24 protein-coding genes are annotated in these 25,441 nt (G+C 39.7%); 13 read left to right on the forward strand and 11 right to left on the reverse strand.

What is annotated here, in order from left to right:
• Positions 1-43: 43 nt before the first annotated feature.
• Entirely contained in the window at positions 44-1,330 is a 1,287-nt protein-coding gene (locus tag ACRPI0_RS09855; RefSeq protein WP_432352478.1) for a purine/pyrimidine permease, read from the reverse strand.
• Positions 1,331-1,495: 165 nt separating this feature from the next.
• Here ACRPI0_RS09855 and ACRPI0_RS09860 point away from each other — a divergent pair, with 165 nt between their 5' ends.
• Complete coding sequence (locus tag ACRPI0_RS09860) at positions 1,496-2,773, forward strand: GTPase (protein WP_432352480.1); 1,278 nt, start codon at positions 1,496-1,498, stop codon at positions 2,771-2,773.
• Positions 2,774-2,807: 34 nt separating this feature from the next.
• Here the strand turns inward: ACRPI0_RS09860 and ACRPI0_RS09865 are convergent, their stop codons facing one another.
• Positions 2,808-3,221 carry a pyridoxamine 5'-phosphate oxidase family protein gene (locus tag ACRPI0_RS09865; protein WP_432352482.1) on the reverse strand — a complete coding sequence of 138 codons (414 nt, stop codon included), beginning with the start codon at positions 3,219-3,221 and terminating at the stop codon, positions 2,808-2,810.
• A gap of 79 nt (positions 3,222-3,300) precedes the next feature.
• Positions 3,301-4,587, reverse strand: a complete 1,287-nt coding sequence (gene brnQ, locus ACRPI0_RS09870; protein ID WP_432355927.1) for a branched-chain amino acid transport system II carrier protein — start codon at positions 4,585-4,587, stop codon at positions 3,301-3,303.
• Positions 4,588-4,823: 236 nt separating this feature from the next.
• On the opposite strand from brnQ, the gene ACRPI0_RS09875 reads away from it, so the two are divergent.
• Positions 4,824-5,234 carry a hypothetical protein gene (locus ACRPI0_RS09875; RefSeq protein ID WP_432352484.1) on the forward strand — a complete coding sequence of 137 codons (411 nt, stop codon included), beginning with the start codon at positions 4,824-4,826 and terminating at the stop codon, positions 5,232-5,234.
• A gap of 49 nt (positions 5,235-5,283) precedes the next feature.
• Here the strand turns inward: ACRPI0_RS09875 and ACRPI0_RS09880 are convergent, their stop codons facing one another.
• The 3 genes from ACRPI0_RS09880 to ACRPI0_RS09890 form a co-directional block, all read right to left on the reverse strand.
• A complete protein-coding gene (locus tag ACRPI0_RS09880; protein ID WP_432352486.1) occupies positions 5,284-6,072 on the reverse strand; it encodes an NlpC/P60 family protein in 789 nt (262 codons plus the stop codon).
• A gap of 150 nt (positions 6,073-6,222) precedes the next feature.
• Positions 6,223-6,624 carry an S-layer homology domain-containing protein gene (locus ACRPI0_RS09885; RefSeq protein WP_432352488.1) on the reverse strand — a complete coding sequence of 134 codons (402 nt, stop codon included), beginning with the start codon at positions 6,622-6,624 and terminating at the stop codon, positions 6,223-6,225.
• Between the two features lie 303 nt (positions 6,625-6,927).
• On the reverse strand, positions 6,928-7,344 hold the full coding sequence (locus ACRPI0_RS09890) for a YugN family protein (RefSeq protein ID WP_432355928.1): 417 nt from the start codon (positions 7,342-7,344) through the stop codon (positions 6,928-6,930).
• Between the two features lie 163 nt (positions 7,345-7,507).
• Here ACRPI0_RS09890 and ACRPI0_RS09895 point away from each other — a divergent pair, with 163 nt between their 5' ends.
• Positions 7,508-8,287, forward strand: a complete 780-nt coding sequence (locus ACRPI0_RS09895) for an enoyl-ACP reductase FabI (RefSeq protein WP_432352490.1) — start codon at positions 7,508-7,510, stop codon at positions 8,285-8,287.
• 109 nt (positions 8,288-8,396) lie between these two features.
• Here ACRPI0_RS09895 and argH read toward each other — a convergent pair whose 3' ends face one another.
• Entirely contained in the window at positions 8,397-9,722 is a 1,326-nt protein-coding gene (argH, locus tag ACRPI0_RS09900) for an argininosuccinate lyase (protein ID WP_432352491.1), read from the reverse strand.
• Positions 9,723-10,005: 283 nt separating this feature from the next.
• On the opposite strand from argH, the gene ACRPI0_RS09905 reads away from it, so the two are divergent.
• The 3 genes from ACRPI0_RS09905 to ACRPI0_RS09915 are packed head-to-tail and all read left to right on the forward strand — an operon-like array spanning position 10,006 to position 12,483.
• Positions 10,006-10,908, forward strand: a complete 903-nt coding sequence (locus tag ACRPI0_RS09905) for a cation diffusion facilitator family transporter (RefSeq protein ID WP_432352493.1) — start codon at positions 10,006-10,008, stop codon at positions 10,906-10,908.
• 52 nt (positions 10,909-10,960) lie between these two features.
• A complete protein-coding gene (locus ACRPI0_RS09910; RefSeq protein WP_432352495.1) occupies positions 10,961-11,539 on the forward strand; it encodes a hypothetical protein in 579 nt (192 codons plus the stop codon).
• Positions 11,540-11,541: 2 nt separating this feature from the next.
• The gene (locus tag ACRPI0_RS09915) at positions 11,542-12,483 is read left to right on the forward strand and encodes a TRM11 family SAM-dependent methyltransferase (protein ID WP_432355929.1); all 942 of its coding nucleotides are present in this window, start codon (positions 11,542-11,544) and stop codon (positions 12,481-12,483) included.
• Between the two features lie 82 nt (positions 12,484-12,565).
• Here the strand turns inward: ACRPI0_RS09915 and ACRPI0_RS09920 are convergent, their stop codons facing one another.
• The 3 genes from ACRPI0_RS09920 to ACRPI0_RS09930 all read right to left on the reverse strand — a co-directional run bounded on the left by ACRPI0_RS09920 (position 12,566) and on the right by ACRPI0_RS09930 (position 16,381).
• A complete protein-coding gene (locus ACRPI0_RS09920; protein WP_432352497.1) occupies positions 12,566-14,836 on the reverse strand; it encodes an ATP-binding cassette domain-containing protein in 2,271 nt (756 codons plus the stop codon).
• Between the two features lie 291 nt (positions 14,837-15,127).
• Positions 15,128-15,475, reverse strand: a complete 348-nt coding sequence (locus tag ACRPI0_RS09925; protein WP_432352499.1) for a DUF2200 domain-containing protein — start codon at positions 15,473-15,475, stop codon at positions 15,128-15,130.
• 24 nt (positions 15,476-15,499) lie between these two features.
• Positions 15,500-16,381: a LysR family transcriptional regulator gene (locus tag ACRPI0_RS09930; RefSeq protein ID WP_432352501.1), complete on the reverse strand. Its 882-nt coding sequence runs from the start codon at positions 16,379-16,381 to the stop codon at positions 15,500-15,502.
• 121 nt (positions 16,382-16,502) lie between these two features.
• Here ACRPI0_RS09930 and ACRPI0_RS09935 point away from each other — a divergent pair, with 121 nt between their 5' ends.
• The 5 genes from ACRPI0_RS09935 (at position 16,503) to ACRPI0_RS09955 (ending at position 21,981) form a co-directional block, all read left to right on the forward strand.
• Complete coding sequence (locus ACRPI0_RS09935) at positions 16,503-17,207, forward strand: YczE/YyaS/YitT family protein (RefSeq protein WP_432352503.1); 705 nt, start codon at positions 16,503-16,505, stop codon at positions 17,205-17,207.
• Between the two features lie 6 nt (positions 17,208-17,213).
• Positions 17,214-17,348 (forward strand): hypothetical protein, encoded by a 135-nt coding sequence (locus tag ACRPI0_RS09940; RefSeq protein WP_432352505.1) that lies wholly within the window; start codon positions 17,214-17,216, stop codon positions 17,346-17,348.
• A 305-nt stretch (positions 17,349-17,653) separates the two neighbouring features.
• Positions 17,654-19,159: a phytoene desaturase family protein gene (locus ACRPI0_RS09945; RefSeq protein ID WP_432355930.1), complete on the forward strand. Its 1,506-nt coding sequence runs from the start codon at positions 17,654-17,656 to the stop codon at positions 19,157-19,159.
• Between the two features lie 101 nt (positions 19,160-19,260).
• Entirely contained in the window at positions 19,261-20,778 is a 1,518-nt protein-coding gene (locus ACRPI0_RS09950) for a phytoene desaturase family protein (protein ID WP_432352506.1), read from the forward strand.
• Between the two features lie 84 nt (positions 20,779-20,862).
• Positions 20,863-21,981 carry a glycosyltransferase gene (locus ACRPI0_RS09955; RefSeq protein WP_432352507.1) on the forward strand — a complete coding sequence of 373 codons (1,119 nt, stop codon included), beginning with the start codon at positions 20,863-20,865 and terminating at the stop codon, positions 21,979-21,981.
• Positions 21,982-22,209: 228 nt separating this feature from the next.
• Here the strand turns inward: ACRPI0_RS09955 and ACRPI0_RS09960 are convergent, their stop codons facing one another.
• Positions 22,210-23,046: a malate synthase gene (locus tag ACRPI0_RS09960; protein WP_432352508.1), complete on the reverse strand. Its 837-nt coding sequence runs from the start codon at positions 23,044-23,046 to the stop codon at positions 22,210-22,212.
• 534 nt (positions 23,047-23,580) lie between these two features.
• On the opposite strand from ACRPI0_RS09960, the gene ACRPI0_RS09965 reads away from it, so the two are divergent.
• Positions 23,581-24,426, forward strand: a complete 846-nt coding sequence (locus ACRPI0_RS09965) for a DegV family protein (protein ID WP_432352509.1) — start codon at positions 23,581-23,583, stop codon at positions 24,424-24,426.
• 237 nt (positions 24,427-24,663) lie between these two features.
• Positions 24,664-25,362 (forward strand): pseudouridine synthase, encoded by a 699-nt coding sequence (locus ACRPI0_RS09970; protein ID WP_432352510.1) that lies wholly within the window; start codon positions 24,664-24,666, stop codon positions 25,360-25,362.
• Positions 25,363-25,441: the final 79 nt, after the last annotated feature.

The raw sequence follows: 25,441 nt of genomic DNA on the forward strand, positions 1-25,441 counted from the left end.
TTCCCGCGAATTGAGTGAACGCAAACCTGATTAGAAAAAGAATTTATTCATTGACACTGCTTCTAATTGAAACTTGTTCCACGGCAATCGCTACAATCGTTCCGGTGATCAGCCCGTTCGACAAAACAGATGCTAGAACAGCTGGTAACTGCGCAAAACTGGTGGAAGGGACAAACATAATACCAACACCCGTCATGAGACCAATCGCCACGGCCTTTCTTGCACGCTCTTTTGCAGGATCTTCATCCAGCTCTGAAAAAGCCATGGATACCATCTTCGTAAAGATTGCAAACGTTACAGCATATGCAACTGGTGCAGGTAACGCTGCAAAGACAGCCATAATTGCCGGGAAAAACGTAATCGCGACAATGAGACCACTTCCTACAATAAATGGTACAATCGATACCATCCCTGTAGTCCCAACGAATCCCGCTGCCCCTGAAATCGGAACTGGTCCAATCGCAGAAAATACGCCAGATAGCAAATGATTCACTCCTGAGATGAATGACCCTTGACGAACACGATCCTCGACTTGCATGGCGAATTTCTGCTTCATCAAATTTTCCATTACTCGTATAGAAGCAAGCATATTAGCAATTAATAAAAAGGTGATGAAAACAGCAGTTACAGCAACACCACCATCCCAAACTGGTGGTCCATACACAAACAGTTGCGGCAGTTGGATAACATGCTCCGTACCGACCTCAATACGTGGAGCACGTCCGATAACTGCGAAGATTACCCATCCAATAATAATCGATAGCAATACAGCGTATTTCGATACCCACTCCCTCTTGTTCCCCATCGCAACAAAAGTGATGAGCAATACAAGGAAACTCCCGGCAACGATTCGCAGATCGATGACATCATCTGCGGACTCCACGCCTACCATCCCTTTCAAAAAAGTACCGCTCAATTGTAAAATGAGCAACATTAAATAGGTGAATGTGATAGCAGGTGTAAATAGTTTTTTCATCTTCGTAATGACGCCTGCTGCAGCGAGTATTATAAACAGAACTCCACTGTATAGCATGCCACTTTGAAGCGCCTGTAGTGCATCGTGTGGTGTGCTGTAGAAGACACCAACCATTCCGGCGTACACAACAAAAATCCCCCACCACAATCCTGCTGGGCCTTCATTGATTGGTAATTTATGACCAAAAAATGCTTGCAATAGACATGCAATACCTAACACAAAAATTGTCCGTTGTAAAAATAGTGCAGTGTCGCCTGAATCCATTCCAAATACATGTGCAATTGCAATTGGTGCAGCAATCGATGAAGCCATTAAAAATACAGCCCATTGTATGCCACCTGCAAGTTGTTTCATAAGCAATTCCTCCAATAATTCCACTCAAATTTCCGTCTTTCAGTATACCATGCAATTTATTAGTAAGTGGGCTCGTCTTTGAATTTGAAATGCACATTATCGCTTGAATGAAAGCGGTTCGGGGTACAAGATAGGTATAGAACAATCGAGAGAGGAAGTGTTTTTATGGGATCCCAATTTGACGAAATGCGGCAACGACTTCAACATATAGGAAATCTGTCCAACTACATCGAAGAGTTATTCACAAAACTACCCGGTAATTTAATTTCAGACAAACAACGAAAAAAGATGATGGACATCATGATGGATGATGATGTCCTACAAAATTTGTTGGAGGGTTTGAAAAATCCACGACCTCCGCGCTTTGTACTAGTCGGGAGAACTGGTGTGGGGAAAAGTAGTCTCATCAATGCGTTAAGTGGTCGTTATTTAGCTGAAGTGAGTGACGTCGAAATTGGAACAAGTGAAGCTAAGCGCTATGCCTATGAAGCAGATGGACATGTCTTCTTTGAAGTGATTGATACGCGTGGTATCGGGGAATCTGAGTTGTTCAATACCAAAGCTGATGACACGTTAAAAGACGTCCTACTGTCGTTCGAGCCGGATGCCGTTCTCTTTTTACAGAAAGCAACAGAACGTGCTCATATCGATAAAGATGTAGCAATAACGAAAAAAATTATGAAAAAAGCAGCTGATGGCCTTCCTCTGATTGCCGTCATTACTCAAGTGGATGATTTAAATCCTTCCCGTGAGAAAGAACCAGAACGCTATCCTACAACAAAACTTCAACTGATCGATGAAAAAGTAGAACAGTTAAAACGGATTTTTGAACAAAACAATTTAGAAGCTGCAGCTTTGCTACCCGTCTCTTCGTACATAGAATGGTCGGATGTTGAAGAGGCTAATCGGGCAATAGAATTCGACGGACGCTTTGGAATCGAGGAACTGATCGATTTTTTGGAAGACAGCCTGGACGTCCGGGCAGCGATCCATCTAGGGTTATCGATCCGACTCAACACCATCTCTGAACGGATTGCACATCGCTTTATAAAAGTGTTTACCGCATTGGCGGGTACCGTAGCGTTAAGTCCGATAATTGCAACGGACATTGCAGTACTCCTTGCTTTGCAGTCGATTTTACTTATGATCATCGCTTATCTATCGGGCCGTGAACTTGACTTTAAAACAGCGCGTGAAGTTCTGGTTTCTTTAGGTGGCATCGGTGCTACTGGTTTCACTTTGCGCATGATTGCCCAGCAAGGGAGTAAATTTGCGAACTTAGTTGTCCCTGGAGCAGGTTCTGCACTAAGTGCAAGTATCGCAAGTGGCGGAACGTATGCAATCGGAAAAGCCGCCATCGCTTACTTCTTGCGTGACGCAGATGAAAAAGACTTAAAAGATATCGTAAAACATGCACGACATGACTACGAAAAAACTATGTAAAAAAAGGATGAGCTCATCGCTCATCCTTTTAAAATTAGAATGTAATTGTTTCAGGAGATTCGCCTTTTTTGTTCATAACACGAATCGCATCAGGGCTGACTTTTAAAATCACTAAATTAGGATCCTCTGGACCGTCGAACCAAGGTTTCATATGTTCGTTCCATATCTTTTTCTTCAATCTTACTTCGTCTGAAATCGTTACCGTCCCTGCTATTTCAAGATAAGCATCCCCATACCCTTCATCATTGTAGCCTAAAAGAATGTGTGTATTGGGATTCTTCTCGAGTTCATCAACTTTTTCAGTTTTCTTTGAAGTAGCTGTGTACAAAGTAAAGTCTTCATGGTAAAACGTCATATATCTACTAAAAGGTTTGTTCGCTTCCACTGTTGCCATTGTTCCGACATGACTACTATCCATAATTTTTTTTGCGATTTCTTTTGCGTTCATGTGAGCCTCTCCTTTTTGTTCAGTTAGCTTTAGTGTTCCTTCAAACCACTAAACCTAAACATAAAGAAGTTCATGATGATTATCGATTAATAGATGATTTAGGCGTTGCAAGTGTAATTAGCCAACCAATCGCAGCCCCTACAAGGGCAGGGAGCAACCAGCCAATCTGTTGTTCATGCAGTGGTAAATGCTCCAACACATTCACAACAGGCTCAACTACAATACCGCCACCGGCCAGTCCATCAAAAATACTAACTAATGCCGTTCCGAACAATGCTAATGCATAAACAATAGGCCGTCTTCCAAATGCATTATCCACAAACGATAACAGCATTAACACAATTGCTAATGGATAAATCATCAGTAACACCGGGATAGAGAGTGAAATCAACTGAGTCAAACCAACGTTAGCAACGATTGCACTAAACACGGCAAATATTAAGACAAAAGTTTTATACGATAACTTTTTGAACACTTGTGAGAAAAACTGAGCACAAGCAGATACGAGTCCGACCGATGTAGTCAAACATGCAAAAAGTATAGTTATCGCTAATATAATCGGCCCAAATGATCCATATAACAATTTAGATGCTAGGGATAAGACAATCCCTCCATTTTCTTGGAGTCCAATCGTCTCAATGCTTGTTGCACCTATATAACCTAATGATATGTAGACAAAGCTTAATCCGATTGCAGCGATACTTCCTGCTAGAATCATGGATTTCATGAGACCTTTTGACGTCTTAACGCCTTCAGAATGAATGGCCGTAGTAATAACACTTCCGAATATTAAAGCTGCGATAACGTCCATTGTTAAATAGCCTTCAACAAAACTTTTAAAGAACGGATGTGCACCAAATTTTTCATCCGGGTTACTAATTGGACCAATTGGATTCACAAAACTTTTGATTGCTAGTAACGCAATGACTAGGAACAAAATGGGAGTTAAGAACTTTCCAATACGATCTACGAGTTTGGCAGGATTCAATGCAAGTACCATCGTAATCACAAAAAACAGAATACTGAAAACAATTAAAGGCCATTGCGCACTTGCTAGCTCTTCTGACAAAAATGGGCCAATGCCAATTTCATAGGAAACAGTCGCAGTTCTCGGTATTCCAAAAAATGGTCCTATTGCTAAATAGACAATCATTGAAAATACAAGTCCGAAAACAGGATGCACTCGATCCGCTATAGAGCGCAAATCTCCACCTGCATGTGCAATTGCTAAAATTGCTAAAAGGGGCAACCCCACTCCCGTAATTAGGAAGCCGAACATAGCAATAGCAAGGTCACTTCCAGCTAATTGTCCAAGTTTAGGCGGAAAAATAATATTTCCTGCACCAAGGAACAAGGCAAATAACATGAGTCCAATGACAAAATTCTTTTTAAACGTCAATACCTTCACAACTCCTCAACAATCTTTAAATATATGCATTTGCGTTTCTTTTCTCACTTCAAAGCCTAACAAACATTTGCAGAATTATAAAGGATTTTGTTGATATTTAGTTGGGTATAGTAAAGTAGAACCAATTAGTTGCCTTCTTCAACCAGGCTCTTTAAAATACTTTATTGGGAAAACAATTATGGAGGTCGTTTTATATGAATAAATTAGTACTAGTTGGAGCATTGTCGATTTTGTTGGCCGGATGTGCGAATAATGAATCGGCCCAAGAACAAGAAGCCCCTGATAACACTACAAGCTCTTTAGAAGAGAACTCCGAGAATATAGCACCAGAGGATAATAACGAAGCTGAAGAGGAAGCATCTGATCCAGCATCTCAAGATAACGAACTTGACTCTTACGAAGAATACAGCACAATCGTGGATGTTGCAGACGTGAATGGTCTTAAAGGCGTCGTTGAAACAGACAACCCTGGAACTCGTGTTATTCTCTTCGAAGATGAAACCGGCAAGAAAACAGTAAAGAGTATCTTTATTAAAAACGAAAATCGTCTAAAAGTGATTTCTCTGGATAACGACGGCATGTTGTATAACGAGATACTTAAATAATCCACAAACAAAGCCCATTCGCTATACTGCGAATGGGCTTTGTTGTGAATCACTTCAAATAGCTACGTGCTCCTGAGAACTCGGAGCGATATGGTTCTGCATCAATCGAGAGGATTTCAACCGTTTTCTTAGGTTTTGGAGAATGGATCATTTTTCCGTTGCCAATAAACATGCCAACATGATGGACATTTCCTTTGCCATTGTTATAAGCAAAGAACAATAAGTCACCAGGCTGAAGGTTACTTTTCTTAACAGCTATCCCATGAGTAGCTTGAACACTAGCGTCTCGCGGAATATCGATGCTATGCTGTTTGTACACAGAATATGTGAATCCGGAGCAATCCAAACCGAATCCAGAAGTTCCGGCCCATAAGTAAGGCAATCCATTAAACATTTTTGCCGTTGCTAAAATGTCCCGGTTTGTTGGAACTGGTATCTTACTACCTTTTTCAAGAACTCGAACCTCTTGTTTTCGAACGTATTTTGCACCATCTGTTGCTGTTTGAACTTTAACACAATTCCCTTGTACGTCGAGAACTGGGAGAATCGTATTGAAGCTGATTTCCATGAATGGGCGGGCCGTTGTTTCACTATGATACAAGTTTGCAATTGGCGCTTTCACCATGGTTGTCGCGCACTGGCCGTAGTCTGCAAATGACGCCTTAATATGCGATGATGGGACCCAACCTGGGTACCCTGCTTTATTTTTAGGAGAGTACTGGTCTTTTACCACGACTTGCATCCAACTTCCTGAAGTCTTAAGTACAACTACTTCTTGGCCGTATAGTGCCTGCGTTTCTGTCTTACCAACTAGCCATTGTTTTTGTGGAATCGTCATCGTTTTCGTCCATTTACGAATGTCCGATTGTGCAGAAACCGCCGGGCGGTCAATGAGTCTCGCAGCATCCGGAGTCTTCCATAATGTCGTAACTGCAACATCTACATGGTATGTCTTATTTGCTACTGGACTGAAACACGTTAACGCTTCCTAGGATTCGGGTTTAAGGAGTTGCGCAAGGAAAATCCCGAAATGAGCGCGTGTTAATGTCAGAGCGGGTTTAAATGTATGATCCTGATAACCAAATGTAATATTGTTGGCGAATAGAATTTCAATAGAAGGAGTTGCAAAACTTTTAACGTTCACATCTATAAACTGAAACTTTTTAGCTGTGCTAGTTGGTGCTAAGTCGAATGCACGGACTAAGACTGTCGCCATTTCAGCACGTGTTAAAATAGCATTTGGATTGAATTGTTTTTTCAAGTTTCCGACCATGATGTTTTCGTCAACTACAGTTGCAATGATGTCGTAACTAAGAGACCCCTGTTTGACGTCTACTACTGGTGTTGCAGGACGATTCATCGTGTCCAATTTCAATGCACGAACAAGCATTTTAGAAGCTTCAAGTCGTGTAATGGAACGATTAATGCCATATGCAACATGTGAGCCTGATTTGATAATTCCTCGTCCAGCGAGAAATTCAAGCTATGCTTTCGCAGAATACTGATCACCGACGTCGCTAAATACCTTGCCTGCTGAAGCGGGGTTAGCCATTGAGAATATAAGAGCAACGATAAGAAACGGTAAGATGATTTTCTTGATCATTAGAAGCCTCCTGATAGGTTACGTACATATACCGTACACGAATCAGAGGCTTCTGCATATACATTTTTCAGAAAACTACTTCTTGTTTATTCACTCTAAAATTGCAATGAGTCGGTTCACTTCCCTGACTCCTATTTCCTGCCATTTAGATTTATCTGGAATTCGTCCGTCTTTGTCGACAGGCTCCTGAAACTGATTGAACGTGGATGTTAAAAGTGAACTATCTTCAGACTCAAAACCGATATTTACTACGTGTTTAATGATGAAGGGAGTTTTAAATTGAATGGAAGCATTATCTTCGTCCAACATTCCTGCGATTACGTCAAACGGAGCTCGAATGTATATAGTTTCACCTTCTTCACGGTTTAGGACTCTATCAAAGTATCCCGTATGATAATCCCAGTTCCCACCTAAGTGATAGCCGCTTTCTTCGAGGCGGTTTTTCATGATTCCGTATAGTGTTTTTCTTCCTTCTAAACCTGTTTTTAACTGTATCAAGATGAACACTCCTTTTTCACAAGTTATTCTTAGTGTCACCTTCTAACTTCGTTTCATACTTACAATGGAACTGTAAAAACAAACTGTGCTATAATCATTTTGTGACCAGGTATTGATAGTGACTGCTAACTAAAAAAATATAATAAAACGATTTCAAGGGGGCCACTGAATTATGGAAGATCTGTTGAAACTAAAAGGAAAAAATATAGTTGTAATGGGTGTCGCAAACGAACGCAGTCTTGCGTGGGGAATTGCGAAAACACTTTTTGATGTAGGGGCAAATGTCATTTTCACCTATCGTAAGGAGCGTTCCCTAGCAAAACTGGAAAAGGCACTTGAAAAGAATGAATTGACGGCTCGTTTAGTTGCAGAGTGCGACGTAAACGAAGATGAAAGTATTCGTGCTGCATTTGAAAAAATCGGAACTGAAGTAGGCATTATTCATGGTATTGTTCACTCTGTTGCTTTTGCGCACGCGGAAGATTTGCATAACGACTTTGTAGAAACATCACGGGATGGCTATGCATTCGCGCAAGATACGAGTGCCTATTCTTTAATAGCGACAGCTCGTGAAGCGCGTCGCTATATGACTGAGGGTGGTTCGATTATTACGATGAGCTATCTTGGAGCTGAGCGTGTCTTAGATGGCTATAATGTAATGGGAGTTGCAAAAGCGGCATTAGAGTCATCGATGCGTTATTTAGCACATGATCTTGGTAAAGAGAATATTCGCGTGAATGCGGTATCGGCTGGAGCAGTCCGTACGTTGTCTGCGAAGGGTGTTCCTTCGTTTAATACGATTCTTCATCAGATTGAAGAAAAAGCACCGTTGCGTAGAAACATTACACTGGAAGAAGTTGCGAAGATGAGCATGGTCATGTTGAGTGACTTGTCGAGTGGTGTGACTGGCGAAGTCGTCTATGTAGACGCCGGCTATAACATAATGGGGTAATTGTTTGTTAACAATATAAATAGGCTGTTCAGAATGTCAGTGTGAACTGATTTCTGAACAGCCTTTTATAATTTTTCATTGTCATTATTAAAATCGCCTAAAAACAGAATCACTCACTGACTTTCATAAATTTCTTCGTGCCTTTGTTAAGGATCTCGTCGTAGTCGATGTATGCGAAGACGTCTTCGCCAAGTAAATCGCTGAAGTTTTTGAGTTCTGCGATTGTTAGTTCTTCTATGCCTTTTTGCTCTTGTTCGCAATAGATGATGAGACGGCCGACGATGCTGTGAGCGTCTCGGAATGGTGTGCCTTTACTAACGAGATAGTCGGCGACTTCTGTTGCATTTAGGAATCCGGCTTTAACCGCGTTTCGCATTTGGTCCGCATTCACTTGCATCGTGTCTATTATGCTAGACATGATGTCAATACAATCGATGACGGTGTCCACTGCGTCGAAAAATTGTTCCTTGTCTTCTTGCATATCTTTGTTGTACGCAAGTGGCAATCCTTTAAGCGTTGTTAGTAATGCAAATAGCGATCCATAGACGCGACCTGTTTTTCCGCGAATCAATTCCGCAGCATCGGGATTCTTTTTCTGCGGCATGATGCTACTGCCTGTTGAAAATGCATCGGACATCGTGACAAATTTGAATTCTTGACTGCTCCATAGTATTAGTTCTTCACTTAAACGACTTAAATGCATCATAATGATGGAGAAATCTGACATCAGTTCCAATAGATAGTCTCTGTCGCTCACACCATCAATATAATTATCAACAGGCTTCGCAAAACGTAGCAAAGCTGTCGTAACATCACGATCTATTTCATGTGTAGTACCAGCTAACGCTCCACATCCTAATGGGTTTTCATCCATAAGCTCCGCAGCGTTTTCAATTCTTTTCTTATCCCGAGAAAACATTTGAACATATGCCCCAACGTGGTGGCTGAATGTGATAACTTGCGCTCGTTGCAAATGTGTATAACCTGGCATAATCACCTCATTAGCTTGTCCCTTTGCCGCTAATGAATCCATCAAGTTTTGCAACAGGTCCGAGACTTCCTTCGCTTTTGCTTTTGCGTATAGTCTCATATCGACTGCAACTTGGTCATTTCGACTACGAGCCGTGTGCAGCTTCTTCCCTGTTTCACCGATTCGATCCGTCAGTTGTACCTCAACGAACGAGTGGACATCTTCATAATCCCCTTCTACAAGAAGCTTGCCAGATAGGACATCGTGTAGAATCGCTTCTAATCCATTAATGAGCAGTTCCCCTTCATCAGGCGTTAACAAATCGCAATGAACGAGCATTGTGACATGAGCAAGGCTACCTGCAATGTCTTGTTCAATTAGTCGATAATCTACAGGCAAAGATGTATTAAATTGTTCCATACGCTCGTGTTCTTCAGATGAAAATCTTCCACCCCATAGTTTCATGTAGCTTACCCTCCAACCTTATGTATATTTATTAATGTAAATGAATTATAATTCATTTGAAAACTTTTTGCAATCTTCTCTTTCATAGCTTCTCAGCTTGTAAAGTGTTTGTCAAAGAGGTATACTTATTGATACGCAACTAAACAAGAAGCGAGTGATTCTCTATGTTTAATAAGCCAACTTATGAGCAATCCTATAAATTACACAACCGAACCCTTGACGGAATTACGTCAGGGGTTTTTGTTTCCTTACTGCAACTTTATAACTTGGAGGTTATCTATTCATGACAACTACTACACATTCATTGTCATCTCTCATTGCAATATGGGTAAGTCTAATAAGTAACATCTTCCTAACCATCTTAAAAATTATAGTGGGCTATTTATTCCATAGTCCAGTTTTGTTAGCAGATGGCTTTCACAACGCAGGAGACGTAGTCGCGTCGGCTGCAGCACTGACCTCCATGCGTTTTTCTAAACGTCCACCTGATGAGGACCATCCCTACGGTCACGGAAAAGCAGAAGTCATCAGTTCTGCACTCGTTGGTCTGATTTTAGGAGCAGCTGCCATTTACATTGCGATTGAAGCAGTTTTCGCATTCTTTGAAGAACCTGCTAAAGCCAGCGTTCTTGCGTTGTTAACCGCATTCATTTCAATGATCTGGAAGCAAGCCCTCTATTTCTATACGATGCGAATCGGAAAGCAAGAAAATAGTAAAGGGCTCATTGCTACAGCTTACGACCATCTTGCGGATGTCTATGCTTCGCTAGCAGCCGTTATCGGAATTGGTTTAGGGTTAATCGGCTCCTATTATGACATTCCTATTCTTTCCTATGGGGATCCCCTTGCAGGACTAATCGTTGCAGTTCTTGTGCTACGACTAGCGATTCATATTGGTAAAGAAGCGCTGGATATTCTGATGGAAAAGACCGTAAGTGAAGAACGACTGTTAGCATTCAAACAGTTAATCGAAGAAATTCCAGAAGTTAAACGTGTTGACCGGATACGTGCACGTGAGCACGGACATTACGTTCTCGTAGATATTCGTATTAGTATTCCTGCACAACTCACGATCCAACAAGGACACGACGTAACTAGCGCTCTAAGAAACGCTATCAAGCAAGCAAATCCCGATGTCGGTGAAGTCTTGATCCATGTAAATCCATGGTACGATGAGAACGAGTGACTGTGGGTGTTCATTTAAGGTATACTGAAGAGTATTGAAGGAGTTGGATTAAATGATTACTAAATGGATGAAAAATTATATGGCAGAACACGAGTCACAAGAAGGACTTTCCCTGAACCCTCAGCAAAAAGAATTTCTAGAGAAGAAAGAGTTGCTTACATCAGATATTACCGTTCTTGAAGCGCCAGCTTTTGCACCAACATATAGTCTATCGAACAAAGAAACGGATGAGCCGCTAGAAACACCTGCAAACACAGGTAATCTCGCTGTCTCTAGTGTAAAGACACAACCTACTGCTTATCTATTTGCCGAGGAACCATCATTTGCGACTATCGGAATCGATGGCGTTGTTCTGGAAATGGATGATGTCTTTGGAACCATCACTGCATTATTCGGACTCCAGGTACAAAAAAAGCATGGAGAATGGCTTAAGAAATATATCGATGCACAACTCGGAACGGCACCTGGTACACGTAGCCTGATGTTTTCTGCGGATGATGGTCTGTGGGACGTAAATATCGCTCTCGATTATGTAGATGGTTTTCATGAGACCAACACATTCGATGAAACTATTGAGCTTGTTTACAAATTTGTGTTCAAAATGCTCGTCGCTTTAGAGGATGAAGCGTGACTATGACTCAATCGAAACATTTATATACGTTTAGTCGGCATGATGATGAGTACGAGTTATGCCGACTTGAAATGCGTTCTTTTTTTAAAACGGATACGGATGCGAATTACATTAGTAGCAATGTGTTAATAGATCCTAGTAGAAGTGCATTCATGAAAGAGCGGCTTGATGTGTTAATAGAATGCGATTCAATAGAAGAAGTGTCAACTTTCGTTTCTACGTTTGAAGAGGATGGACGTAGTTTTCTAATTCGTTGTCTGAATACGATGTCACTTGGTGAAACTGCTAAAATTGCACATCCAGATCGCCGAAAGATTGAACGAGAAATCGGTCTGGTCATGCCAGGTTATGCTGATTTATCACAACCTGATATTTTGTACGGGATTGTTCAGATTGGCCAGAAATATCAATTTGGCTATTTAACAGAGAGCATATCAGTATGGAGACAACACGTGAAAAAGCCTGAAATGTATTCTACTGCACTTAGCACACGAGTTGCTCGAGCAGTTTCTAATATCGCTGTGCCTCATCCAGAAGGTGTAAAAGCCATCGACCCATGTTGCGGCATTGGCAACGTTCTGGTCGAAGCCTTATCCATGGGAATCGATATGGATGGTCGTGACATCAACCCACTCGCTGTTCTCGGTTCACGAAAAAACCTAGAACACTTCGGTCTAAAGGGAACCGTAACACCTGGACCGATTGAAGAAGCACCCGGACATTACGATGCTGCAGTTATCGATATGCCTTATAACTTGTACACGCATGTAACTCGTGAACAGCAAGCGTCTATTTTACAAGCAGCACGCACGTTGACAGACAGGCTCGTCATCGTCACGATTGAGTCTATGGATGATTTACTCATTGATGCAGGTTTTGAAATTCAAGATCGATGCATTGCTAAAAAAGCACATTTTGAACGTGAAGTTGTTGTGTGTCGCTAATAGAGCGATCACATTTAAAGCAAAACGAGCTAACCTAGTTTTAGGTTAGCTCGTTTTTTCATTCCAACATGGTAGCTGGGCATTATTCAGCAGCTCCATCTTTCAGCCATTTAGCTGTCAGTGTATCTGTATGCAACATCTCTTCAGGTGTCCCTTCAAACAGCACATATCCTCCCTTCTTACCTCCTTCAGGTCCCATTTCAATAACCCAGTCACTAGCAGCGATAAAGTCTAGATTATGTTCAATGATAATAACCGAATTCCCTTTGTTTACAAGGTTTTGGAAAACATCTAATAGCTTGTCGTTGTCTCTCATATGCAATCCTAGTGAAGGCTCATCTAGCAAGTAAATCTGTCCTTCCTTTTTTAAATGGCTTGCAAGCTTTAGCCGTTGCACTTCTCCGCCACTTAACGAACTGGTCGTCTGACCTAAAGTTAAGTACTCCAATCCAACATCGTTCAGCGTATTAACTTTTTTCACTATTTTCGGCAGTTCGAAATAGTTATTCGTCTCAGCGATTGTGAGTTCTAAAATCTCTACAATATTCTTACCTTCATATTTGTAAGAGAGTGCCTCATCAGAATATCGAGTTCCGCCACATGCTTCACAAGTCACTGTCACGGGATCCGCAAATGCTACATCCGGAGTTGTTACTCCTTTCCCTTCACATACCGGACATGCCCCCAGTGAGTTGAAACTGAATAATCCTGCTGGTTGTCCTGAAGTTTTCGCGAAAATTTTACGAATATCATCCATGATTCCCATATAAGTTGCGAGCGTGGAACGACTAGATGTTCCAATGCTACCCTGGCCAACCGCAATGGTTTCTGGATACTTTTCTGTGAAGGTACCAAATAATAAGGAGCTTTTACCAGAACCTGATACACCGCATACAGAGACCAAAACATTCTTCGGAATCTCAACACTTACTTTTTTAAGATTATTAGTTGCTGCGTTCGTTAATGTGAAATAACTATCTGTAGTTCTCGGGTTGTTATTTAACGTCAGTCGATGATCTAAACAAGTTAAAGTCGAGACTTTTTTTAGCCCATCCGGTTCCCCTTGATAGACTACTTCTCCACCACTCGTACCTGCGCCTGGACCCATCTCAATAATTTCGTCTGCTACTTTAATAACGGCTAGATTGTGTTCGATGACGACCACAGTATTATGATTATCTTTCAAACTTTCGAGCATATGAACCAACATCTCGATTTCTTCAGAATGGAGTCCTGCACTCGGCTCATCGAAAATGTAGGTGATATTATTTAAACTACCCCCTAAATGACGAGCAATTTTCACGCGTTGTGCTTCTCCACCAGAGAGGGTACCCATTTTTCTAGATAAACTCAAGTATCCTAATCCTAAGTCAATAAGTTGTTTAACATTTGGAATGGCTTGTTGCGCAATTGATGTTCCTACTGGATCATTAATCTTCGATAACTCATCAAGTAATTCGGTTAGTTCAAGCTGATCATATTCTGCGATATTATATCCATTAATTTTGCACACAAGTACTTTAGGATTCAGTCCCGAACCTTCACAGGTCGGACAAAGTGTGTGGGTAGATACTGCCAAAACATCCTCTTGAGATGTTCTCTTTAACTTCGATACATCCCGATTGATATAAAGTCGTGTGAATCGAGGGAGTAATCCATCCCACTCACTATCATGGGGACCGTCTTTCGTATGGAACGGTGCATAAATTCGTTCCCCTTCGGGTGGCCCATAAACCATTAAGTCATACATTTCTTTTGAAAAGTCCTTAACTGGTATGTCCGGATCGAATAACCCACAAGTCATCATCCAGTTGCCTTGCCATCCTGAAGGAGACAATGGTTTGAATCGAACGGCATGCTCTCGAAGTGACTTTTCTTCATCAATCATCTTGTCTACACTCGGTGCAATGACTTCACCATAGCCATTACATTCAGGACATTTACCGAATGAGCTTTGACTTGAAAAGTCTGTTGCAGAACCTACAGGGGGACTACCAATTCGGGAGAACAGCAAACGGATTAACGGATGAATATCCATATAAGTCCCCACTGTCGAACGCGTATTTCCTCCGATAGGTTTCTGCTCAACTACAACAACCGGACTTAAGTGTTGCATGAGATCAGCTCGGGGTCTTTCGTATCTTGGCATTTGGTTTCTCACATAGAGTGGGTAGTTCATCGTCATTTGCCTTCTACTTTCAGTCGCTAATGTATCAAAGACAACTGAACTTTTTCCCGAACCTGAAAGACCTGTAAACACCGTGATTTTTTCTTTAGGTATGTTTAAATCTACATTTTTTAAATTATTTTCTCTCATTCCTCTTAATAAAATTTCATCTTTTGTTTTTGACACGTACTACTCCTCCTTGCTTATATGTATTTTTTATATACTTGTAACATAGAAAATACCCTTGCAATTACTCCAAGGTGAACGTTTTGCTTAGTAAAGAGTTTCCCTGTTTTTTTCAAGTTTACACACTTAGTTCTCTTTTTCTAAGGTAAGTTAGATATCGATATGAATCTGTTAACATCCACCTAAGCTAATTAAAGTCTTTTCATCTCGCAAAGAAAGAATCCACTTTGACGTACATATCAAAGTGGATTCTTTATAAAGACAAGTATCGTAAATATAGTGTAGATAGAATTATGTCCGAAAAATCTTCTCCATAGATTTTCCTTTCGCCAATTCATCAATCATTTTATCCAAATAGCGGATTTCCCTCATAATTGGTTCTTCAATGTCCTCCACACGGACGCCACAAATCACACCTTTGATTAAAGTTCGCGAAGGATTAAGTTGTGGCGCTTCCGTAAAGAAAGTCTCAAAGTCTGTCTGATTAACAAGACACTCTTCTATCTCTTGCTGACTATAGCCAGTCAACCAACGGATAATTTCATCTACTTCTGCTTGTAGGCGTCCTTTTTTCTCTGCTTTCGTACAATATAGAGGATAAACCTTAGCGAAGCTCATTGTATAAATCTTATGCTTCATAGTGGTCCCACTTCCTTCCTTGGATTATTCACTTAACTCTACTAGCTCCCAAAATTGAGAAGCAGCTTTTGATACCCTCTCATCCTTGGTTTTGATCATGACAGGCTCTACGTAGAAGTCAAACTTTTTTAGTTCATGGACCAGCAATTGTTCCATTGGCACTGCATAAGCCACTCGAGGGATTATAGATAGTCCTAATCCTTTACTCACCATCGCAATGACAGTTGTCAGATCTTTGCTCTCTAACACAACGTTAGGCGTAACGTTCTCTTCGTCAAATGCCCTAAGAATATTTTCATAAAATGAATGGCCACCCATTGCGCCTAGCATGATGAATGGATGGTCTGCAACCTCTTTAAATGATACTTTTGTTGATGAAAACACGTTGCCCCAACTACGTGGACTGACAATGACATATTCTCGTTTCCCTAATGTCTTTACAAAATACCGTTCACTCTGATCCAAACGTAACAACAAGGCTACTTCAATTTCTTTTCGGTCCAACTTTTTTAACAGCTCCTCAGAGTTGCCTATCTCAACGCTAACCTTAACATTTGGAAACCTTTCCCGATACATGCTTACATAGTCCACAAGTAAACTTAAACAAGCAGACGATACACCAATACGAAGTAAACCTGCTCGTCCTTGTTCAATCTCTGCAATCTGCTGTTTAATATCCTTCATTGTAGATATAGATTTCTCTGCATACTGATACAAGACTTCACCAGTTTCAGTCAACTCCCACTTTTGACGATATCTATGAATTAATACCGTTCCAAGTTCTATTTCCAACTTCTTAAGCTGCTGACTAAGAGGGGGCTGAGCAATATGAAGAACTTCTGCAGCTTTTGAAATACTACCTTGCTTTACGATTTCATGAAAATAGTTCAACTGTCTAATATCCATATGCATCTCTCCATCATACATTTTTCATATGTTTCGCACCACTATTATATATTATTCCTATCCCCTTTGTCATGATATGATAAGTTAAACAGTTAACGAAAGCAGAGGTTTCAGTTCATTTATGAAAATCATTACTAAACGTCTTACCCTATACGTGGTAGGGTTATTTTTATTATCCCTAGGAGTTAGCTTCTCTATTCAAGCAAGTCTTGGCGTTTCCCCCGTGTCTTCACTGGCATATGCCTTTTCACTAACATCCGGATTATCAATTGGAATCACAACTATACTCGCAAATATTTTATTCATTATCGTTCAAGTACTTTTAAATAAACGGATTGAACTACGCGAATTTGCTGTACAACTAGTTATCGTATTTTTATTCGGATTGTTCATGGATGCCACGTTAGTTATAGTTCAGTTGCTTCCAGCACCGGAAACCCTAATAGGCAAACTAATTTTCTTAGTAATCAGTTTTTATATTATTTCAGCTGGATTATTGGCCTATTTCACAGCCAAATTGCCGCTAATGCCATACGATGCATTGACTTACGTTATCAGCGATCGATTCAATATGAAATTTAGTAACGCGAAAATCACAAGTGACCTACTGAATGTAGCAGTTGCCGCTGCTGTCTGCTTAGTCTTCATTCACTCACTGGGGTCCATTGGGGTTGGTACACTACTTGCTGCGTATTTCATCGGAAAAATTCTAGGACAACTGATGCCCCGTTTTCAACAGCCGCTTCAACAATGGGTGTATAAAGGGAAAACGAATTTAACAGTAGAAGAGAAAGAAGTAGTAGAACCTATCAAGTCAGAAAAATGATTGTGTATGAAGAACGAAATAACTCCATTCAGCTTTTCGGAATTCCAAAGATATTTCTCACTATACGGACCAACTCCAATAGAAAAGCAACAAAGTGAAGGTCAGCCTGAGGAAGATCAGGCTGACTTTTTTGGTGTATAAAAATTCTGTTTGAAACTCCTTCATTCTCTTATTAAAAATCACTAAAATAGTTTTTCCATTGTCCTAAACAACTACCTAAATAACCGACATTCAAGATTCATCATGATATACTAAATTTTCAGCCTACTGAGATATCTTATCTGTTTTTACGTTATCATACAATAACTTATAAAAGAGATAGAATAGAGCCACGGCTTTTAAGTTAGTAATGTACATATCAAACAATGGAATTTACATGTTTTATAGTAGTTATGGCTGGTTTCTAAATTCATTAGTTGCAGATGATATTAATAAGCGGAAAGGTGATGGTCCAATTGTCTAATCAGAAAACAGTTCTTATCATTGGAGGCGGACTTGGTGGTTTGTCTGCCGCTATCTCACTAGCACAAAGCGGATATAAGGTTTCATTATATGAAAAAAACCAACACATTGGTGGTAAATTAAATCGTCTAGAACAAGACGGATTTGGATTTGACCTTGGTCCCTCAATCTTGACAATGCCGAAAGTATTTGAAAGATTGTTCGAAGGTAGCGGGAAACACATGAGCGATTATGTAAAGACCATTAAACTAAATCATCAGTGGCGCTCCTTCTTCCCTGACGGTAATGTCATTGATTTATATGAAGACCTGAAGGACATGGAGAATAAAAATCCTACCTTAAAAAAGAAGGACATACGTCAGTTTAAGCAGTTGCTAAGCTATTCAGAAAACCTCTATAACACGATCGAGAAAGGTTACTTTAACAAAGGGCTTGATAGCACGAAAGAAATTGGGGAATTTCACGGAGTAGCCAGTACGTTTAAAAACTTTGACCTATTTTCAACTGTGCATCAAGCTATTGATAAAAGAATTAGCAACAAGCAGTTCCGAGATATGCTCTCTTACTTCAGTAAGTATGTTGGTTCCTCCCCTTACGATGCACCTGCATTATTAAATATGATGATACACATGCAGCAAGACCAAGGTGCCTGGTATGTGCCCGGTGGTATGCATCATTTAGCTAATGGATTGGTGCAGCTTGCTAAAGAAATCGGAGTTACTTTCCATACTGGACAGGCTATTATCCGATTAAATAAAAAAGACGGAGAGATTACGGGAGCTATTCTAGAAGATCGGACGACATTAACGGCTGACTATTACATCGCCAATATGGAAGTGATTCCAGTTTATGAAAAACTGCTCCATGAAGACAAAAAATATGTAAATAAATTAAAAAAGAAATTTGAACCCTCTAGTTCTGGTCTAGTCATGCATTTAGGAGTTAAAGGTAGTTATCCACAGCTAAGTCATCACAATTTCTTTTTCGCAAAAAATCAGAAGCGTCAAATGAAAAAAATATTTCATCAGCACAAACTCCCAGATGACCCAGTCATTTATCTAGTTAACGTCAATAAAACAGATCCGGCACAGGCACCTGAAGGATATGAAAACATAAAAGTTTTACCTCACATCCCCCACATCCAAGATAAACCATTTACACAGCGAGAATATGATAAGTTTGCGGAGCGTGTGTTGATTAAACTAGAAAAGATGGGCTTGAAAGATTTGCGTAAGAATATCGTGACTCAAGATATTTGGACTCCAGAGGATATTAAGCAAACCTATTGGTCCGACCGAGGAGCAATTTATGGGACCCTATCCGATCGTAAAATGAATAAAGGTTTTAAACATCCTAAACATAGTGAACGGTACGATAATTTGTATTTTGTTGGGGGGACAGTCAATCCTGGGGGTGGCATGCCTATGGTTACATTGAGTGGTCAGCAAGTCCGCGACAAGATTGTTGAAAGAGATCGAACGCCTGATTAACTTTAGATGGCAAACGATAAAATTCTTGAAGGCTAATGAGGTATTGTATGATGACTTTTCTCAAAGAAAACTATTGTATTTATGAAAAGAGGAGATACTCATTGGGGAAAAAGGTTATTGTAGTCGGTGCAGGGGTTGCAGGCCTTGCCAGTGCAATTAGGTTACAACATGCAGGATATCAGGTGGAATTGTATGAAAAAGAGTCGACTCCAGGAGGTAAAATGAATCAAATCGAACTGGATGGCTATCGATTTGACCTAGGGCCTAGCATTGTTATGATGCCCGATATATATCGAGAAGTATTTCATCTTTGCGGACGCAACCCAGATGATTACATTCCGATGGAGAAGCTGGATCCTATGTATCGCGTTTACTTTAGTAGTGATCCATTACACCCTATTAATGTTTCTAGCAACCTCGTTGACTGGACAAAGACTCTTGAATCCTTTAGCCATGAAGACGCTGCAGGCTTTTTTAACTACCTGAGTGATATTTACAAAGGCTATACAGTTGCAATGGACAATATCATACAAAGACCTTTTCGTAAAAAGAGTGATTTCTACAATCTCTCTATGCTAAAAAAAGGAATGGGTATGAAGATTAGTGGAAGCGCTACCCAGTTTTTAAGCAGCTATATAAAAGATAAACGATTAAAACAAATCATTAGCTTTCAAACACTATACATAGGTATTTCGCCAATTAAAAGCCCTTCTTTCTATACGATGATTCCTATGATTCAATTTCTATATGGGATTTGGTTCATCAAAGGCGGTATGTATACGATGGCTACATCCATGGAACGATTATTTAAAGAACTTGGTGGAACAATTCACTACAACTCCCCTATTGATGAGATTCTAATAGAAAATAAGAAAGCAATTGGGGTACGAACTCATACCGGAGCTATCCATGCGGACTATGTTGTTTGCAATGCCGATTTTCCATATGCTATGAAACACCTAGTTCAAAACAAACAAGCAAAAGGTAACTACACGGACCGTAAAATCGACAATATGAAATACTCCTGCTCTTGCATGGTCATGTACTTAGGCATGAATCGCAAGTATGACGACATCGAGCACATCCACAACTTTGTATTCGATGAAAACTTAGAAAAAAATATGAATGATATCTTTGAAGGCAACAAACTCACAAAAGCATCCTTTTATGTGTATATCGCTTCAAAGCTGGATCCAACCCTTGCTCCAGAAGGTAAAGATGGACTGTATATCATGATGCCAGTTTCCAATGTAGCCACTGCAAACTATGAATGGAACAACGATACAATAAAAGATTATCGCACATACATTTTAAATACGCTGAAATCGATAAAGGGATTTGAACATATCGAAAATGAGATTGTCACTGAAAGGTGTTTTACCCCACTAGATTTCGAGTCGAAATTCAATGCATATAACGGTGCTGCTTTTGGTTTGCTACCGACTATGACTCAGAGTAGTCATTTACGGCCGCAAAGCAAGGCGAAAGATTGTTCCAACCTGTATTTTACTGGTAGCAGTACCCATCCAGGTGCTGGCGTTCCGATTGTTTTAATGTCCGCTAAGATCACTGCACAAGAATTGTTAAGTGATGATAAAGGAATCCTGTTTGGTTATTAGGAAGTGATAGGCTACCCAGCTAAGATTCAGACTGATTAAAAACCATTCATACTTTTTGTATGTCTTCAAGTGTGGGGTGACGAAATGATGATTTCAGACGGAATTAATCTTATTATTGGTTTGTTGGCAGTTTTGTTCGGCATGGTCATGTTTTGGTCCTTGCCTACACCTTTATCTCGTGAACGTAATCATGTACGTCTACCGTTAGTATCCATTATTATCCCTGCACGAAATGAAGCCGAACGTATTAAACCATTATTACGTTCACTTCAGCAGCAAAGGTTTCAGTCCTTTGAGCTATTGGTGGTCGATGATGATTCATCAGACGATACAGCTTCTATTGCAACCGGATATGGAGCAGAAGTGATTCGTAATCGAACTGAACATGCTGGTTCCGGCAAATCATTAGCTTGCTGGCGTGGTGCAAAACAGTCAAAAGGGAAATGGTTGTTGTTTCTTGATGCAGATACCTATTTCACGAACGAGAATAGCCTTGAAAACCTGTTACATCTCTACCAGCAAAAAGGATCTAAAGGAATTCTTTCGTTGCAGCCCTTTCATACAGTTTATCGATTGTATGAGAACCTCTCTGCCGTATTCAATATCATTGTTATTGTAGGCATGAATCTATTTACAATTGGAAAACGACCGTTTACAACGGCTGGCTCATTTGGCCCTTGCATAGTATGTGACAGAGACGATTATTTTTTGTCAGGTGGCCATAAGAAAATTGAAAGTGCGCTTATGGATGATTTAGCACTGGGTCAGGCTTTCCTTGACAACAATCTTCCTGTCTATTGCTTGGGTGGGAAAGATACCATTTCCTTTCGAATGTATCCTGAAGGATTCAAAAGTATGGTGGATGGCTGGTGCAAAAGCTTTGCTATTGGATCTAAATCCACACACCCCATCGTAATGCTGATGGTCATCATATGGATCTCCGGCAGCTTTATCAGCGTTGGAGAAATAATCTCCTCACTATTCGCAGCAGAACCTGTCAACATCATCCTCAGTGGGCTATTATATGTACTGTATGCGTTTCAAACAGGATGGTTTGCACGTAGATGTGGTGATTTCAAGAGATGGATTTTCATTTTTTATCCTGTTCTATTCACATTTTTTACAGGCATCTATTTATATTCGTTATTTCGTGTCTATATTTTACGCTCAGTCAATTGGAAAGGGCGTAAAATTAATATTTGAACAATCATTTGCAAATCTCCCTGTCCAGTCATAATCTAGGATAGGAGAACAACTAAAAATGACAGAAGGCACGCTCACAGAATGTAAGCGCGCCCTTGGTTAACTTATAATGTATACTCACAAGCAGTTTATAGTTGATTAGTATCTAAAACCGAGTCAGGAAAACGCATCTCCCTAGAATCAATGTAGCACCAACTGATCTCCCCTGTTGCTGAGTTGCTGTGAACGTTATTTTAACGGTCCACTTGCCTCTGGGATATTATCTACATCAAGGGCATTCATTTTACAGAAGTATTCTAGGAACTTTTCAACTTCTACAATTTGTTGTTCGTCTGTTTTTAAAGCAATAATATCTTTTAAAATTTGAGCAGTCCATACATTATCGAAGTAACGGAACTTACCAGAGTTCCATGAAGTTCGTTCAGGATAGTTCTTATTGATGTAATAATTCCAGAAAAGCATTTTTTCTGCTTCTTGTTCTGTAAGCTCTATTCTGAATTCTTCGTGTGAAGGGACCATTCCGTCTTCACCTAAATTGCCGGAAAACATTTCATTTACCATATAGAGACCAAGAATCCGTCTTTCAATTTCAGGCTGATCCGATTCTCTAACAGTTAGAAGACCAGCGCTGTTCGGGCGTAAACGAGCTACTCGGTTAGGTTGACCTTCATTTTTCCCGCTTTGAACAGTACCGGTAGAAACTTGCCAATCGCTAAATATACCTTCTTGGTTTTCTTCATCAAGCCAAAAAGCAATTTGCGAGCTCTCATGAATTTTATTGTTTTTTAGTTTATCTCTTAGTTGCTGTTCAAGCATCAGACTCTTTTTTTCTTCTTCAAGTTGCTTCTCAAGTAGTTCTTCTTCTATTTTCCTTTTCAAAAAGACTTCCTTCAGAGTTTTTGCAATACTACTATCGTTCAGTGTAATGAAATTTTCAAAAGCGTCCGGATAAACGAACTTTTTAGTGTCCGTACTAAATTCAATAGTGATGATCGATTCCTCATGTCCCACGATATTTCCTTCACCAAATACTTTATGAGTAATCTCTTCGTTAACTAAATTCACTACTCCACTCTCCTTCTGTTAATAGTAAACATTTTCACATAGTAATTATTTTCAAATGAGTTGCTAGTAAAAAAATTAAAATCCAATCGAGCATAAAAATTTCTCAAATAAAAAAACGCACTCAATTCCCCTCGAAAAGAAGTTGTGCACATTTGTAAATTGCAGTCTCATTTACTGGTATATCTATAGAATACCACATAAACTGAAATTTCTCAAATTTATGCTTGACAAGGGCTATTCGGTTATCGTAGAATGAACGTTTTCAAATTTTCATACGCACTGATTTATTCGGAAATTATTTACTACGGATGAAAATGTGTGATCCATTTAAATGGATTTACGTTAAATTATTTGTCTTCTATTACGCATGAATAAAAGGGCAAGAAGCAATATATGTTCAAATTATGACAGCAAAATCGAAAATTCTTCTTTAAATCACAACTATCACTAGTACACTACTAAGTCATAGTGTACGTTATCGTTAGTAGATAGCTGATTGCGATTTAAAATCCGAATTTAGAGGAGAAACTTTTAGTGAAGAAAATAGCATGGATTACGGATACTGCTGCACAACTAGACGATGCTTTCATCAAAAAAAACAATGTACATATCTTGCCCCTTGGTGTTGTTTTTCCAGAAGGATCATATAGAGAGTCCATCGATCTTACACAAGAAGAGTTTTACGAAAAATTAAACACAACTCCAGCTTCACCTAAAACCTCACAACCCTCAATCGGAGAGATGCTTGCTTTATATGAACAACTGCAGGTAGAAGGATACGATTTCGCAATTGCTCTACATTTATCAAGTGGACTTTCAGGGACCTTTGATTGCGCACAAGCTGCTTCAAACATGTCAGACTTCAGCGTGTATCCTATTGATTCAAAAATCGGATCTTTTCCGATGGGTAAAATGATTGAAATTGGCAATGAACTGTTTGCAAGCGGAAAAACTGTAGAAGAAGTTATTGAAACCATTAATGAACTGACATCTAAATCAAAATTGTCTTTCATTCCCGAGAACCTCAACCAGTTACATAAAAGTGGTCGTGTTTCCGGAACCAAAACCTTCATCAGTAATTTACTGAACATTAAACTAGTCATAAGTTTTCAGAATGGAAAACCTGTCACAACAGAAAAAGTCCGTTCAACTAAAAAAGCAAAAATGAATGTGACTTCTTTGCTTCATGAAGATATGGAAAATGGTTCTGTTCCAGAAGTGGCTGTTATCCATTGCAATAATGCACCTGACGCAGAAATATGGAAGACTAAGCTAATGCAAGAGTTTCCAACGTTAAAAGTACAAGTTGTTTCGCTAAGTGTTTGCGTAGGTGCACACGCAGGTGAAGGAACGACAGGGTTAAGTTGGATTACTTATTAACTCTCTTTATAAACTTCAAATACGCGTGCAAATGTATTACGTGCACGGGTTTTCTCACAACGTGCAAAACCTTAAAACTATTAAGAAGAAGTACGAATCAGAAATGGTTTCGGCCCGTTCTTATTTGTTGCTGTACCTTGATCTAACTGGAAGTTGATTTGTTTGTTATTTCAAATATGCTATCGCTCAACTAAACAGGGTTCGACGCAGATAGTCACATAAAGCGAGGCGGAAACTTTGAGATTGAATCAATATATTAGTTCTTCGGGATTCTGTTCCAGAAGACAAGCGGAGCGGTATATTACTGCTGAAAAAGTTCTAGTGAATGGCGAAATTGCGCCTCATGTTTGTTTTATTGAAGATAATGATGAGGTTGAAGTAGATGGTCATACAATTAAGCACACTGCTCAAGAAATTTATATTATGCTCAATAAACCCAGCGGAATCATTTGTACAGCCTCTCCTTATATAGCTGATAATATTATTGACTTTGTATCCTATCCTGAACGAATATTTCCAGTAGGTCGTCTCGATAAGGAAACAGAAGGTCTTATTTTATTAACAAATGTCGGTGGCGTTGTAAATGAGTTGATGAGTGAGGAAAACAACCATACAAAAGAATACATTGTAGTTGTAGATAAAAAAATCACAGATACTTTTATAGTTAATTTATCAAGTGGTGTAGATATTTATAATCCAAGAAAAAAGAGCTACACAAGAACAAATCCTTGCCCAGTAATTCAGTTGGATGATTATACTTTCCGCATGACACTTTCTCAAGGATTGAATCGACAAATCCGAAGAATGTGCAGAAATTTTCAATACACAGTTACGCACTTACAAAGGGTTCGAATAAAACATATTCAGCTAGGATCATTAGAACGTGGTCAATGGCGCTACTTGACTAAGGAGGAAATAGCAGGGCTAAATAGGTAGAATCTTCATACCGTAACGCTACCGTATCAATGCTGTGTTGCGTTATTATTAGTATCTAATGCCTCGTTAACTCAATAGC

The organism is Sporosarcina sp. A2, assembly GCF_050858885.1.
Classification (GTDB): domain Bacteria; phylum Bacillota; class Bacilli; order Bacillales_A; family Planococcaceae; genus Sporosarcina.